Annotated in this window: 13 protein-coding genes and 1 pseudogene; 5 read left to right on the top strand and 9 right to left on the bottom strand. The window is 62.5% G+C overall.

Features of this window, described 5'->3' with window-relative positions; all coding sequences use genetic code 11:
• Positions 1-30: 30 nt before the first annotated feature.
• Both IVB18_RS22855 and IVB18_RS22850 read right to left on the bottom strand, forming a co-directional pair.
• Positions 31-843, bottom strand: a pseudogene (locus IVB18_RS22855) (group II intron maturase-specific domain-containing protein); the annotation flags it as partial.
• Positions 768-1,181 carry a hypothetical protein gene (locus IVB18_RS22850; protein ID WP_247991189.1) on the bottom strand — a complete coding sequence of 138 codons (414 nt, stop codon included), beginning with the start codon at positions 1,179-1,181 and terminating at the stop codon, positions 768-770. The gene IVB18_RS22850 and the pseudogene IVB18_RS22855, both read right to left, overlap by 76 nt.
• Between IVB18_RS22850 and IVB18_RS22845 the strand changes: the two genes are divergently transcribed.
• Together IVB18_RS22845 and IVB18_RS22840 are read left to right on the top strand one after the other, a co-directional pair.
• Positions 1,180-1,365, top strand: coding sequence for a hypothetical protein (locus IVB18_RS22845; protein ID WP_247985493.1), 186 nt, complete (start codon positions 1,180-1,182; stop codon positions 1,363-1,365). The genes IVB18_RS22850 and IVB18_RS22845 overlap by 2 nt on opposite strands.
• Positions 1,358-3,568 carry a recombinase family protein gene (locus IVB18_RS22840; RefSeq protein ID WP_247991188.1) on the top strand — a complete coding sequence of 737 codons (2,211 nt, stop codon included), beginning with the start codon at positions 1,358-1,360 and terminating at the stop codon, positions 3,566-3,568. The genes IVB18_RS22845 and IVB18_RS22840 overlap by 8 nt, the downstream gene beginning before the upstream one ends.
• On the opposite strand, the gene IVB18_RS22835 is transcribed toward IVB18_RS22840, so the two are convergent.
• Complete coding sequence (locus IVB18_RS22835) at positions 3,556-4,113, bottom strand: reverse transcriptase domain-containing protein (RefSeq protein WP_247991187.1); 558 nt, start codon at positions 4,111-4,113, stop codon at positions 3,556-3,558. The two genes, IVB18_RS22840 and IVB18_RS22835, sit on opposite strands and share 13 nt — an antisense overlap.
• Positions 4,114-4,773: 660 nt before the next feature.
• Between IVB18_RS22835 and acpA the strand changes: the two genes are divergently transcribed.
• On the top strand, positions 4,774-6,174 hold the full coding sequence (acpA, locus tag IVB18_RS22830; protein ID WP_247991186.1) for an acid phosphatase: 1,401 nt from the start codon (positions 4,774-4,776) through the stop codon (positions 6,172-6,174).
• Positions 6,175-6,583: 409 nt separating this feature from the next.
• Here the strand turns inward: acpA and IVB18_RS22825 are convergent, their stop codons facing one another.
• The 5 genes from IVB18_RS22825 to IVB18_RS22810 all read right to left on the bottom strand — a co-directional run bounded on the left by IVB18_RS22825 (position 6,584) and on the right by IVB18_RS22810 (position 11,078).
• Positions 6,584-7,801 (bottom strand): IS91 family transposase, encoded by a 1,218-nt coding sequence (locus IVB18_RS22825; protein ID WP_247990350.1) that lies wholly within the window; start codon positions 7,799-7,801, stop codon positions 6,584-6,586.
• Positions 7,802-7,813: 12 nt separating this feature from the next.
• Positions 7,814-7,942, bottom strand: a complete 129-nt coding sequence (locus IVB18_RS51660; protein ID WP_256476955.1) for a hypothetical protein — start codon at positions 7,940-7,942, stop codon at positions 7,814-7,816.
• Positions 7,943-7,988: 46 nt separating this feature from the next.
• Positions 7,989-10,046 (bottom strand): recombinase family protein, encoded by a 2,058-nt coding sequence (locus IVB18_RS22820; protein WP_247991185.1) that lies wholly within the window; start codon positions 10,044-10,046, stop codon positions 7,989-7,991.
• On the bottom strand, positions 10,027-10,209 hold the full coding sequence (locus IVB18_RS22815) for a hypothetical protein (protein ID WP_247531465.1): 183 nt from the start codon (positions 10,207-10,209) through the stop codon (positions 10,027-10,029). The genes IVB18_RS22820 and IVB18_RS22815 overlap by 20 nt, the downstream gene beginning before the upstream one ends.
• 272 nt (positions 10,210-10,481) lie before the next feature.
• Positions 10,482-11,078 (bottom strand): tyrosine-type recombinase/integrase, encoded by a 597-nt coding sequence (locus IVB18_RS22810; protein ID WP_247990529.1) that lies wholly within the window; start codon positions 11,076-11,078, stop codon positions 10,482-10,484.
• Positions 11,079-11,539: 461 nt separating this feature from the next.
• On the opposite strand from IVB18_RS22810, the gene IVB18_RS22805 reads away from it, so the two are divergent.
• Together IVB18_RS22805 and IVB18_RS22800 are read left to right on the top strand one after the other, a co-directional pair.
• Positions 11,540-12,196: a phosphoribosylanthranilate isomerase gene (locus IVB18_RS22805; RefSeq protein WP_247991184.1), complete on the top strand. Its 657-nt coding sequence runs from the start codon at positions 11,540-11,542 to the stop codon at positions 12,194-12,196.
• Positions 12,197-12,676: 480 nt separating this feature from the next.
• Positions 12,677-12,991, top strand: coding sequence for a hypothetical protein (locus tag IVB18_RS22800; protein WP_247991183.1), 315 nt, complete (start codon positions 12,677-12,679; stop codon positions 12,989-12,991).
• Between the two features lie 458 nt (positions 12,992-13,449).
• Here IVB18_RS22800 and IVB18_RS22795 read toward each other — a convergent pair.
• Positions 13,450-14,582 (bottom strand): IS3 family transposase gene (locus IVB18_RS22795; protein WP_247986008.1). Its coding sequence is split into 2 segments (ribosomal slippage): positions 13,450-14,327 and positions 14,327-14,582, totalling 1,134 coding nucleotides; the frame shifts between segments, so codons are not numbered across the junction.
• Between the last annotated feature and the right edge of the window lie 13 nt (positions 14,583-14,595).

The raw sequence follows: 14,595 nt of genomic DNA, 5'->3' as shown, positions 1-14,595 counted from the left end.
GTCCGCACCGGGCGGTTCGAGAAGTTGAGGTCATGAGAGCCGGGGCAGTCCCAGCCGGTCCGACCAGTTCAGGGTCAACACGGCGTTGAGGAGCATGCCGCTGTTACGCCACCAGCGACGGCTGTTGGCCGCCACCACCTGTCGCGCAACGTCGAGATTGGCTCCCAGCGCCAGCAGTTCCCTGTACATAGTCGTACCGCGCTTCCACTGCTTGAGCTGAATGGCGCGCAGCCGATGACGCATCCATTGATCGAGCTCTCGCCAGACCCGTGGGGTTTGCGCCAGCCGGAAGTATGCCTTCCATCCCCGAATGTAGGGCCGCAGATGATCCACCACATCCTGCATGCTGCGCCCGCCTGAGCGGCAGGTCAGTTGCCGGATGCGCTGCTTGAACGTCCTCAGCGGCTTGACGGCGACCTTGCGTTTGATCACTCCACCCGGGGCTGCCCAAAAACCGTAGCCCAGGAATTTGCGACCAAACACACTGGTCACCGCGCTTTTGGTCTCGTTGACCGTCAAGCGCAGCTTGTCATACAGCCGCCGAAGCAGCGCCATCACCCGTTCACCCGCCCGGCGGCTGCGGACGTAAACGTTCGCATCGTCGGCGTAGCGCACGAAGCAATGGCCCCGGCGTTCCAGCGCCTTGTCCACTTCGTCGAGCAGGACGTTGGCCAGCAGCGGCGATAGCGGCCCGCCTTGCGGCGTCCCCATCGTGCGCGTCTGGACCACGCCATCGTCCATGATCCCGCTGTTCAGATACGCCCGGATCAGCCGGATGACCCCGGCGTCTCCAGTCCGTTTCTGAAGGCGGTCGATGAGGATGTCGTGATCGACCCGGTCAAAGGAAGCGGCCACAGACTACCCATCACCGTGATATTCCAGATTCGCTGACCATCACCCGCGAGCGCCACGCCTTCGAAGGCCAGTCGCTGGCCGTGATCAGCAGCATCCGGCGGCGCGGCGTCCTCCTCGTTCTCGTGGTCTTGCCAGACGGTAGCCGCTCGCTGATTCCGGCCAATTGGACCGATTGGAACGCCGAGCAGGCAAGGCGAACGCCGGCGAACGATGCTGGTGGTGCCCACGATCTCGGCCGGCTTGGCGATTTGCTCCACCTGCGCAAGATCATTGACGCTCTCTACGACCGACCCGTCGAGTCGGTGCAGTGCAAGGAGCGCAACCATGCAACTGAACCTGGCCTTTCTCGACCGCCCCGATCTTCCACCGAACCCCTTTCCAGCAGCCCCGTCGGCGACGGCGTGGGAGCAGCTCGACGAAGCCTCGCGCGTCGCAGCGCTCGAGATCCTCGCACGTCTCATCGCCCGCATGATCTCGGCCAGGTCGACGAGGGAGGCAAGCGATGAATGAACGCGCCAAGATCACGGCCAGCCATCTGTCCCGCCAGGCCATCGTCTACCTGCGCCAGTCGAGCGCCGCCCAGGTCGAGCACAATCGCGAGTCGACCGATCGACAGTATGCGCTTGCCGCCAAAGCCCGTGAACTTGGCTGGCCCAATGATCGCATCATCGTCATCGATGAGGACCTCGGGCTCTCCGGTTCCGGCTTTGTTGCGAGATCGGGCTTCGCCCGCCTCACCGCCGAAGTCGCACTCGCCCACGTCGGCCTCGTGCTCGGACTCGAGGTCTCGCGCCTGGCGCGCAACAACGCCGATTGGCACCGCCTCATCGACCTCGGCGGCCTCACCGACACGCTGATCGGCGATGCAGATGGCATCTATCATCCAGCCCTCTTCAATGATCGCCTCCTGCTCGGGCTCAAGGGCACCATGAGCGAGGCCGAGCTGCATGTGCTGAGGGCCCGCCTCAACGGCGGCATTCGCAACAAGGCAGCACGCGGTGAACTCCGCCGAGGATTGCCGGTCGGCTTTGTCTGGGGCGAGGCCGATGGCGAGGTCCGCTTCCACCCCGACGAGGCCATTGTCACCGCCGTCCGCAACGTCTTCGCGCGCTTCGCCGAAACGGGCTCGGCGCGCCGCGTCTGGCTATGGTTTCGCTCGGAAGGGCTCACATTCCCTCTGCAGATGCACCAGAACGCAGAGATCCGCTGGGTCGAGGCCAGCTACACCGCCATCCACCACGTGCTCACAAATCCCGTCTATGCTGGCGCCTACGCCTATGGCAAATCACGCCAGGAGACGATGCTGGATGCAGCGGGTGCACGCACAAAGCGCGTGCGACAACTGCCGCGCTCCGAGTGGCAGGTACTCATCCCGGACCATCATCCGGGGTTCATCGATTGGCAGACCTATGAGGCCAACCAGGATCGCATCGCCAAGAACACCCGCCCCGGACCGCACAAAGTGGGTGGCGCCGTGAGGGAGGGCAGCGCCCTGCTGCAGAGCCTTGCCAGCTGCGGGCACTGCGGACGCCGCTTGCACACGCACTATCGCGGGCGCAGTTCCGCACCGGGGTATCATTGCCCCGGCAAGATCCTGGTCGAGGGCCGCGGCGTCTATTGCCTCAACATTGGCGGCATTCAGATCGACGAGGCCGTCACGCGGGCCTTCATCGCCGCCCTCGAGCCGGCAAAGCTCGCTGCCACGCTCGCCGCTGCCGAGCGGCTCGAAGCAGATCGCGATACCTCGCTCAAGCAATGGCGTCTCGGCGTCGAGCGAGCAAGCTACGAAGCGAGCCGCGCCGAGCGCCGCTACCGTGCCGTCGATCCAGACAACCGGTTGGTCGCTCGCGGCCTGGAGCGCGAGTGGGAGGAGAGCTTGAGCGCACTCGAAGCCGCCAAGGCCGAGCTTGCACGCCGCGAACGGGAGCGTCCACGCGTGCTCTCCCAAGAGGAGCGCGACCGTCTGCTCGCGCTCGGGCCCGATCTTGCCACCGTCTGGCACGCGGCAACGACCACGCCGCGTGACAGGAAAGAGCTGCTGCGAGCATTGCTCGAGGAGGTCATCATAAAGGTCGAGCGCGACAAGGCTGCAGCCCACCTCACGCTGCGCTGGAAGGGCGGCGCGCTCAACGAGATCGATCTCGCGCTGCCGCGCTCGCGGCCGGCCACGATACGCACCGATGAGGACACGATCGCGCTCGTCCGCCGGCTGGCGGGGCATTATCCCGACGCCGTGATCGCCGGCATTCTCAATCGCCAGGGGCGCGCCACAGCATACGGCCATCGCTTCGAGGCAAGCCGCGTCGGCAATCTGCGTCGCCACTGGGATATCCCGTGCTTCGAGCCGAAGGCCGAGCAAGCCGGAGGCGAACTGCTGACCATCAGCAAGGCCGCGGTCGTGCTCGGCGTCGCCCCTTCGACTTTGCACCGCTGGCTCAACGACGGCATCATTCCGGGCGAGCAGCTGACGCCCGGCGCACCCTGGCGCATTCGCCTGACCGATGACCTCATCGCCCGATTCAGCGAGACTGCTGGGGACGGCTTCGTGACCATGCACGAGGCAACCCGCAAGCTCGGTGTCTCGCGCCAAACCGTGTTGCAGCGTGTCAAGCGCGGCGAGCTCGAAGTCGTGCACGTCACGAATGGCAGGAAAAAGGGAATCCGGATCAAGGTGATAACCCGGCAATCCGAACTCTTCGATCAAACCTCATGAACCAGGGGGCAATATGAAGCGGTGTCCAAGTAGTCCGCGAGGTCAGCGTCAACGACTTCCGGGTGGCCACGGAACAGCAGCCCTTCCACCTTGACCACCGCCTGTTGGGCATTGCGCCCTGGACGGTACGCGTACTGTTCGGGTGGAAGGTCGGCTTCGAAGATCGGTTCCAGCACCAGCATTGTCGCTGTCATGCAGACCCGATCCCGCACCGTCGAGATGCCCAGCGGCCTGAGTTTGCCGTTGGCCTTCGGTATAAACACTCTTCTGATAGGATCCGGTTGGTAGCTCTCGTTCCGGAGCGCAAGCGCCAGTTCGCCAAGCCACCGCTCCACGCCGTACGTCTCAATATCCGCGAAGTCCTGCCCATCTACTCCCGGTGCGCCCTTGTTGGAGCGACACTGCGCGTAGGCGTGTGCCAGAATGTCCTCGCGGCTGATCTTGTCGTACAGCGCGTAAAAGCGACACCCGGCTTCTGCCTTCGCTTTCGCGTGCAACGCCTTCTGCAGTTTCTGAACAGTTTTCGGAGTTGATAGGTTGCCCAATCTCCAAATCCCTCACCACTTGTTGCGTCTGTCTTGAACTGAGGTCCCTTCCCTCCACCGGCGTTACCCGGCTTCCGCGGTAATACGAACCCCTCCGCCACCCCATGGCGCCCGGCCTGTCCCTCGCGGGCGTTCGGTTGGTCATCGCTGACCACGCCACGGGGCCTCCCGTGTTGCGTACGCTTTCCTTGTGTACATGCCGCCGCCACTACCCCGGCGCAGCGTCTGAACGTATCCTTCGCTCATTTCGTCCAGACGTATCAGTCTTCCCCGAAAGGGTTGTCGGGTCGACCTGCGCATTGTCCTTTTCGAGGCTTGCTCGGCGTTCACTCGCGTTGCGGCCTGCACACTCGCGCTGTCACCAATTCGTGACACGCTAATCGAAGGCTTCAGCCACTTCGTTACCTCCATGACTGCTCCGATGCTTCCGGCTGGAGCGGTTGCCGGGTGGGGTTTGCACCCACTGGAAAGCGCCGCCTTTGCACGGCGCACACCCAAGGCGGACGTCGCACGTCGTTGTGGCACGGCCGCTTTCGCATTGCGCCGCTCGCGCGGTTTGAGCAAAATCTATCGTCCCTCGCGTCCGCCAAAGCGTGCCGGGCGAGAGACGGTGATCTGACCGCCGGGTCGCGGCGACGAGTGCAGCAACGGGAGGCTCAAATGACAACCTGTATCGCAAGCGGGCCGCGGACCCACAGCACGCGGGCCATAACTGTCATTGCTCTGTGGTGTCTTGCAATTGAGTTTTCTGCCGGGGGCGCCGGTGCGCAGCCAGCCGGATTGGAGAAGATTCAGCACATCATCGTCATCTATCAGGAGAATTGGAGCTTCGACGGTCTGTACGGCAAGTTCCCCGGGGCGGACGGCATCGCCAACGCGGGCGAGCGCATCAGACAGATGAAAAAAGACGGCACCCCCTACACGATACTTCCACAGCCGCTCGATACGTCGAAAAATCCTCCGATCCCCGACCCCCGATTCCCGGCAGATCTGCCGGTCGCGCCGTATGACGCCGCCCGGTACGTTCCGCCCGACCAGAAGACTGGGGACATCGTGAATCGCGCCCTCCAGCAGGAACGTCAAATCAACGGCGGCCGAATGGACGGGTTCGTAGCCTGGAGCGAGAACGGCGGGTTGGCGATGAGCTACTATGACGCGACCGACCTGCCCGTCGGCCGCTTGGCTCAGCAGTACGTTTTGGCCGATCATTTCTTCCACTCGGCGTTTGATGGCTCACTGTTCAACCATTTTTGGTTGGTCTGCGCCTGCACCCCAGTCTGGCCGAACGCACCGGCGAATTTGGTGATCCAACTCGACGCGCAAGGTGTCGTGGTCAAGAATGGTTCGGTCACTCCGGACGGCTACGTAGTCCATACGGTCTATCCAACGAACCGGCCGTATCCCGCGAGCATCAAGGACCCCGCCCAGCTGATGCCGCTGCTGACGATGCCAACGATCGGAGACCGGCTAAGCGCGAAGGGGATTTCCTGGGCCTGGTATTCCGGGGGCTGGAATGACGCGGTTGCCGGCCATCCCGATCCGCTCTTTCAATTTCATCATCAACCATTCAACTACTTCCTCCCGTACGCAGAAGGCACGTCCGCCCGAGCCGAGCACCTGAAGGACATTGAGGACTTCCTCGCTGCTCTGCGGACAGGCAACCTGCCGGCCGTGGCCTTTGTCAAGCCAATCGGCGCTTACAACGAACACATGGGTTACGGGGATTTGCTAGGAGGTCAACAATACGCGGCGAATCTGGTCAAGGCGGTGCAGGACAGTGGCGTTTGGAAGGACAGCGCGATCATCATCACCTACGACGAAGCCGGCGGACGATGGGATCACGTGCCGCCCCCGCGGGGCGACCGCTGGGGTCCAGGGGTTCGCGTTCCGGCCATCATTATCTCGCCCTATGCCAAACGCAGCTTCGTCGATCACACCACCTATGAGACCACTTCGATCTTGAAGCTCATCGAAACCCGCTGGAGCTTGGCGCCTCTCGGTCCTCGAGACGCTGCGGCCAATAACCTCCTGAACGCCTTCGACTTCTCTCAGAACCCTTGATAGCGGGAGGGGCGCTGACCAGACTCGCCGCTCGATGGGATGTCCGCCTCTGTGCAGGTTTTCGGATGCCGGCATGCCGAGACCATCCCCACGCTCGGACAGCCGGCGCCCGAAAAGCGCCAAGGCACGAAATCGCGGGATGTGGGGCACCGACTGTGCAGCGGGTGCTATGGGGATTTGGCTTCGGCGTGAGTGTTGCGGAAGTTGAGCTGATGGTGGCGATCGGATCGCTTTAGCTCGAATCTTGGGCGTGCGTGCTGGCGCGAGCGAGCGGATCGCAGGTTGCTCGACAGGATTTGCGGCGCGATCACGGGCCAGTCTTGCTGATCGGCGCAAGTGGATGTGCTGCCGGGCGAGAGCCGGCCAAAATGGTGCGCTTCGGTGCGGTGCTGGATCAGCGATGACAGCATCATGAGGTGTCGATCCTGATCGCGGCCGGCGTGGGCGTGGGTCGGTGCTTTGGCTCGCTGCCGCGCGCGAAGGTCTCGATGACGAACATGCGTCCGCCGCAGCAGGGGCACGGTCGTGGCAGCATGCGGGGTTCGTCGGCCGCTGGGGCCTCTGAGGCATTTTGCTGTTCGGAGCGGATCGGCACGGCGAGCAGTTCGCGCGCCCGCGCGATGTTGGCGGCGCGGCTGCCACTGGCCAGCAGTCCGTAGTGCCGGATGCGGTGGAAGCCCCCGGGCAGCACGTGCATCAGGAAGCGTCGGATGAACTCGCGGGTCGACAGCGTCATGGTCTGATAGCGGCCAGGCCCCTCGATCCGGTAATTCTTCCACCGGAAGGTGACGCCGGTGTGGTCGGCCGCGATCAGGCGGCGATTGGAGATGGCGACCCGGTGGGTGTAGCGCGACAGATAGGCGAGCACGGCCCTGGGGCCGCCGAATGGCCGCTTGGCATAGACCACCCCATCGATCTTGCGCAGCGGCGCCAGATACGCCTTGAAGGCTCTGATGTTATCGAGGCGGGCGTGGACGCCGAAAAACTTGAGACGTCCGGCCCGGTGGGCGGCGACGAGCTTGGCCAGGAACAATCCCCGGAACAGGCACGAGAGAACCTTCACGGGCAGGATAAAGTCTGTCCTGCACGGTACCCACCGCGTGCCATCAATGGAGATGCCGCCGCCCGGCACGATCATGTGGACATGGGGATGATGCGTCAGCGCCGAGCCCCAGGTGTGAAGCACCGAGGTGATGCCGATGCGGGCGCCGAGGTGCTTGGGATCGGCCGCGATGGTAGTCATGGTCTCGGCCGAGGTCGTGAACAGGATGTCGTAGATCACGGCCTTGTTCTGATAGGCGATGTCCGCGATGGCGGCCGGCAGCGTGAACACCACATGAAAGTACGGCACCGGCAACAGATCGGCCTCGCGCGCGGCGAGCCATTCCTTGGCAGCGGTGCCCTGACACTTCGGACAATGGCGATTACGACAGCTGTTGTAAGCGATGACCGTGTGCGGGCAATCTTCGCAGCGCGCCACATGGCCGCCGAGCGCCGCCGTGCGGCAGCGCTCGATGGCCGACATCACCTTCATCTGGTCGAGGCTGACGTGACCGACATTGGCACGACGCCACGCCGCTCCGTGGTCGCGGAAGATATCCGCGACCTCCAGCACCGGGCGAGACATGACCGCTGGCCGCTACGTCGGCGGCTGGTCTTTCCTGTTCTTCTTCGGCTTCTTGCAAGGCTGCGACAGCAGGTCGAGCGGGCTCTTGATGCCAGCGATCATGCCGGTGGCGACGCGGGCGTAGCGCGCCGTCGTGTCCAATTTGTCGTGCCCCAGTAGTCACGATTCATAATGCACCTCGGCTAACTCATTGAAAGTCAAGGACCCGCTGCGTGGCATTTTGTGTTAGCGGAGGCTTCCGACGCTTTCCCTTGGCGAAACCTGCCAAGTCCTCGGCCCTGATCACCCAAGGCGCGCCCACGCAAGCTTGTCGGCCTTTGATGTCGCCGCGGCGGAGCATACGCAAGGCCGTCATGTTGCAGACGCCGATGAGTTTTGCTGCCGCTTCGAGCGTAATTTCGCCGCGCTCCGCCCACTCGCCGTCGCGGAAGACGGCGATGTCGTGGTGATTGCGGAAGCCGCACACGCGCTCTTGCGTCCAGGCATTGCCGTGCCCGGTCTCCACGCCAGCGCGATTGAGCAGGCGCGCGATCTGCCGATCGGGCATCAGCCGCGCCAGCTCACGCACGAGTGCGATCGTGTCGTCGGGGATGCGTGGATTGTGCCGGCCGGCCGCATTCAGTCGCTGTTTGACTTGCAGTTGGGTATGATCGCCGCCTTGCCAGTGCAGGACCGCATGGATGATTGCGCCGTCCCTGCGCACGACGATCTCCGTGAGTGCCGCGCGAAGGATACGCTTGCGCGTTGCGGCGGTTGCAGCGGGATGCAACCAGGCGCGCTCCAGATCAGCACCGAGCGCCACCAATTGCTGGCGCTCCGGCTCACCGAACGGCGGCGGACGGCGCGCAATCAGGGCGGCGATCTCTCCTTCAAGCTTTGCGACAGCCTGCAATGCCTCGTTCCAGCGGCGCTCCAGCTCGCCGGCGACCAGCCGGTTTGCCGGGTCGACGGCGTCGTACTGTCGGCGCGCGTGCGCGGCTTCGTAGCGCGCCTGCTGCAGCGACAGCTCCAGCTGGCGCTCGGCCGCGGTCGTCGTGCTCGATTGCGCCTTGATCGCTTTGAGTGCTGCCTCGGCGCCGAGCGGCTTCAGCACGCGCAGGACCTCGTTACTGATCGCTGCGTCGATGCTCAAGCCGCTGATCGAAATGCAGCGCGCGGCACCGTGGTTCGTACGCGCACCGTAGCAATTGTAGCGGCCGATCTTGCCGCTGTAGTGCACATGGAGCTTGCGGCCGCAGTGGCCGCATCGCAGCAGTCCGGGCAGCAGCAACTCGCCTTTACGAGCTGCTCCGCGAGCGAGTGCGCTGCTCATGCCGGTCGCATTGTTGGCGATCACCTCGAGGTTGTGCTCGAACTCGTCCCAGGTGATGTAGGCCGCGTGGTGATCCTTGATCAAGACATCCCATTCCGCCATGGGCTTTTGCACACCACGCCGGACATGCTTGCGTCCACCTTTGACACTCACACGGCTCGTCGTGCGCCCGAACGCGTAGGCACCTGCATAGATCGGATTGGTCAGGATGTTGTGCACGATGTTGTAGGCCGGCAGTCGCCACACGACGCCGTGCGCCTCTCCTTGGCGCGACTTGACCGGCAGCTCGATGCCCTCCTCTCTCAGCCAGATGTGCACCTGTCTAGCACTTTGCAGCTCGGCGAACTTGGTGAAGACCAGCTGCAGGGCGTCCTGCACGCGTTTGTCCGGATTCTTCTCTATGCGATCGCGACCGATCTTCACATAGCCGGCGGCGACACCGAGGACCAGCGCGCCGCGGCGCGCCTTCTGCTTCAGCGCTTCCTGCGAGCGGTGGCGGAACATCGAGAGTTCAAGCTCGCTCATCGTGCCCTTCATGCCAAGCAGCAGCCGATCGTTGGGATGGCGAGGATCGTAGATTCCGTCCTCGTCGACGATGAGCGTGCCGACCAATCCACAGAACTCGATCAGCGTATGCCAGTCGCGGCCATTACGGGCAAGACGCGACGCCTCGATCGCGAGCACAGCGCCGACACGGCCGTCGCAGATCGTTGCAAGCAGCCGCTCGAAGCCGGGACGCGCGATGCCGCCGCCGGACCGGCCGAGGTCGTCGTCGATGACTTCGACGTTGCTCCAGCCAAGCTGCTTGGCGCGATCGACGAGGCCGTATTGGCGCCGTCGGCTCTCATGATTATGCGCGAGCTGGTCTGCTGTCGATTGCCGGATGTAGACGCAGGCGTTGCGGGCGAGATGCTCAGTCGTGATTTTGGTCATCGCCGCTCCCCCCGCTTGCCGCCTTTGCCAGCGCCGCCGCGATCTCGCGCAGCAGCACCTCGATGACCATCGCGAGCTCGCTCTTTTGAGCTGCACGCAGTTCGACGCACGGTCGCTCGGCCTCGAACAGGCTTGGCTGGAAATTCTCGGATCGCTGCGTCATTCTCTAGTCGCTCCGTTTTTGATTCGGACGCCAGAAAGCCTAGAAGCGCATCGACCTCGTTGCGTAGGGAGCGAAGAACATTCAGGGGAAAATGCGGCTCAACGCTGATCTCGAATCGGGACGCAGCCTCGTCAGTCATCCACGCCGGAAGGCAGGCAAAGGTGCCGTCAAGTTGGTGAACAACGAGAAACGCGGCGCCACCTCGCTCAAGCCGCCGCCTAACACCTACCGTCTCCCCGAAGCGAGGATGAAATCGGTAAGTGATGCGTGCTTCAGCCTGTTGTTCGCGGGCAGTATGTCGCCCTTCCGAGCAGCGCCTGGATGACGCGAATATCGGTGCCACGTTCAAGGAGATGGGTGGCAAAGGAGTGTCGAAGCGCATGGAGCGTTACGCCCTTGCGGATTCCGGCCGCATCGGCCGCCTCATGGAACAGGCGGTTGAGTTGGCGGGTTGTCACCGGCTTACCGGGCTTGCGGCCGGGAAACAGCCAGCGTTCCGCCACGGGCGTTGTGGAATCGTAACTCGGCGGGCGCGTCTTCCACCATTGGCGCAGCAGGTCGAGCGTGTCGGGCGACAGCATGACATTGCGGTCCTTGCGGCTCTTGGACTGCTCGACCCGAATGATCCTCTGCGCGCTATCGATGTGCTTGACCTTCAGCCTGACCACCTCGCCGGCGCGCAGGCCGCAGCCATAGCCGAGACTGAGCAGCACGCGCACCTTGAGGCTACTCGCGACCGCGAGCAGGCGCCGGGTCTCGTCCTGGCTCATCACCAGCGGAATCTTCTGCGGCTCACGGAGGTGATAAATCTCGGCCGCAAGATCCAGTCGCCGCAACGTCACGCGAAACAAGAACCGCAACCCGGTCATGATGCGGTTGCGATTGCAGATGCTCGCGCCCGTCTCGGCAAAGATGCAGTTGAAACCGGCGGATATCCTCCGCCGTGGCCGTGTCCGGGGACTGCTTGAGAAACCTAGCAAACCGCTTGCAGCTGTGAACATGACCCCTCTGCGTCCCCGCGCAGAGCTTGCGTGCATTCATGTCCTCGATCATGCGCTGGCGCAACGGGCTGACCGTAACCGTACTCATGGGCAACTCCTGTCTTGGATGAGGTTGACGACACCCTCGATCTTCAAGACAGGCCGACCGGCCGGCTACCGATGATCTCTCATAGGTTCCCGCACCCTCGGCTAAGCCCCCCGCTTCAGCGGGCTATCGCGCAGCGATTTAGTGCTTTGACCCAACGGGGACATTGACCCAAGACCAGCCGATCCTGTCTACTCAACTGAGTGGCTGGCAACTGAGTGGCTCGCAGCGTGGATGTTAGACAATGCTGACGCAAATTTACGAAGTGGCGACACCTGCGGAAGCCGAGGCGATATCGACAATCGGCGTGGATCATGTTGGCGTGCTCGTCGGCGATGGTGCCTTCCCTCGCGAACTTCCGGTCCAGAAGGCGTCAGCCGTTATGAAGATGATCCGGGCGCCGTCCGTACTTTCCGCGCTGTTCCTCTCGGCGGATGTCGCTCTTATCGAACGGATGGCAGAGGAGCTTGATCCGCCCATCGTCCATCTCGGCGCATCAAGCGAATTGCTTACGCCTGATCTTGTCGTGGCGCTGCGAAAGTCCCTGCCAAAGACCAAATTCATGCGCAGCGTACCTGTCACCGGACCTGAGGCGGTAGGTGTGGCGCACGCATATGATGGAGTTGTCGATTGGATCCTGCTTGATAGTCATCGCACAGGTGATGCGCAAATCGGCGCGCAGGGCGTGACGCATGACTGGAGCATCAGTCGAAAGATAGTGGAGAGTGTTCGTACCCCAGTAATACTTGCTGGCGGCCTCGGACCAGACAATGTCAAAGAAGCTATTCGGTCCGTGCGACCTGCCGGTGTTGATTCGAAAACAAGAACCGATCACGAGGGCACTCACTCAAAAAACCTGGAGAAGGTAGAAGCCTTCTATCGCGCTGCGACGAGCGGTTAGATCGCACTTCTCTTCTTGTGCACTTTTCGGACTTCGCTCGATGTCCGCGTTGCGTCTGCAATGCGAAGCAAAGCGGACATAGCTATGGTTGATCGGAACAGCCAACAGGCGATCCGCCCGTTCGTCGGCAAACGCGGTAGCGCCAAGGTTCCTGGAAGCTACCGCTCCAAATTCCAAGGTTCGCGGACTTCGCCACCGATTGCGTGCCGCATAATATCCTTGGTCACGCGCCTGATCTCACTGACCCATCTCGCGGCGGCGGCCCCGGAGCTTCCGATACTTCAATCTCGCTGTGGTCGTGGATGTGCTCTGCGAGCTGACCGAGATCGCGCATGTCATACCATTGCCCGCAGGCCGGGCATCATTTCATGCGGTGGTCGGCCTCGGTCCTAGCGATGCCGTTGACGTCCCGACCCGGTTTCGTCATCTACAACGCCTTTGATCTCGTATTCAAACACGACACCTTCAGGATCGTTCACCATGAACCATTTTTCGGCGGCGTCCTCGCTCGCAAACCTTGTCGCCAACTTGCTTGCTTGTGCGGACAAGAGCAGGCTTGGACCCTGCCAGGAGTGCCAGCCTCACTTTTTAGCTGACAATCTCCCTGACCTTGATGCCGCGCAAGGTCTCGATGCAGTCAGCTACCAAATGCAACAACTCTTGCCGCTTTATGCTTTTCACCTGACGACCTTCCATGTTGATGAGAATGAATCTCGCCATCTCGTAGGCGACTTCAAACTGCGATTTGCCGGTAACCTCGACATCGATTCTTTCAGCCATTTCGCTCCCCGCTAGTTGGAGTTCTCCTCTAACCACTCATCGGCAAGGCCCGGGCTTGCGAACACCTTGAGATGATCAACATCGCCAACCTGTTTGCTGGTATCGACGTAAATCCAAACCGTTTTCATCGATCTCGCGCCAGCTTGCGGCGTCCCCAGTGAGGGTCCTTGAGAGATAGGTTAAACTCCCGAACGTGGCCCCGGTTCAATGCTTTCATGACGCCGATCCGGGCAAACATCGTCGGGCCTCCCAGTTCGACCACGCTATCGGTCACGCGGCGGCGGCCTTGTCTTCCTTATCCTCGCCCCGTGCGACGATCCTCAACGCTTCGTCCGGCAGCGGTCGCTGCAACGACTTCGCTTCGTCCCACGGCGCGCGCATCCAAACGTCGCGCTCCTCGTCGGTCGTGAGGAGAGCTGGCCCCGGTTGTCTGAACAGAATCTCCGCGTCGATAGGTGGAGCTTCTGCCGGGGTTAGGCCGCCGCGCGGAGCGGAGGAAGATCGAAGTAGGCTTGATCCGGGGTGCGGTCGTCAAGGCTCGAATGTGGTCGTTGTCCGTTGTAAAAGTCGAGATACCGGCCAATCGAATGTCGCGCCTCACTGACGGTTTCGTAGGCTCGCAGATAGACCTCCTCGTATTTGACGCTTTTCCACAGTCTCTCAACGAACACGTTGTCGCGCCAGGCTCCTTTGCCATCCATGCTGATGGCGATGCCGTTGTCGGCGAGAACGCCGGTGAAGGCCGCACCAGTGAACTGCGAGCCTTGGTCGGTGTTGAAGATGTCCGGCCTGCCGTGACGCGCGAGAGCATCCTCCAGCGTCTCGACGCAGAAGGCCGCCTCCATCGTGATCGACAGCCGCCACGACAGGACACGACGTGTCGCCCAGTCCAGCACCACGGTGAGATAGACGAAGCCCTGCGCCATTGGAATGTAGGTGATGTCCATCGCCCAGACCTGGTTCGGCCGCGTGATCTCGATGCCGCGCAGCAGATACGGATAGATCTTGTGGCCGGGTTCGGGCTTCGTGGTGCGCGGACGGCGATAGAGCGCTTCTATCCCCATCCGCCGCATGAGCGTCTTCACATGCCGGCGGCCGATCTTGCACCCTTGCAAAGCCAACAGGCCTCGCAACATACGCGAACCGGCGAAGGGATACTCCAGGTGCAGCCGATCGAGCTGCCGCATGATCTCGAGGTCGGCAGAAGAAACCGGCCGCGGCAGATAGTAGACGCTGCCGCGGCTGACCTTCAAAATCTCTGCTTGCTTGGTGATCGACAGATCGTGCTTACGGTCGATCATCGCTTTGCGCTCAGCAATCCCGCCTTGGTGAGCGCGCCTTCTAAAAAATCGTTCTCCAGCGTCAGCTCCCCGATCTTGGCGTGCAGCGACTTCACGTCGATCGCAGGCGCGGACGGCGCCGTGTTCCCCGATCCGAAAACTCCGGAAGCACCGCCCTCCAACTGGGCCTTCCAGGCCGTAATCTGATTGGGGTGGACATCAAAGTGTTCGGCCAGTTGGGCTATCGTCCGGTCGCCCTTGACGGCGGCAAGCGCCACCTTCGCCTTGAAAGCCGGTGTGTGGTTCCGGCGCGGTCGTTTGCTCATGGTCTCTCCTGCT

Origin of the sequence: Bradyrhizobium sp. 186, assembly GCF_023101685.1 — a bacterium.
In the GTDB taxonomy this organism is placed as follows: Bacteria; Pseudomonadota; Alphaproteobacteria; order Rhizobiales; family Xanthobacteraceae; genus Bradyrhizobium.
Note: the sequence above shows the minus strand (reverse complement) of the source record. Positions and strands in the feature narration are given on the sequence as shown.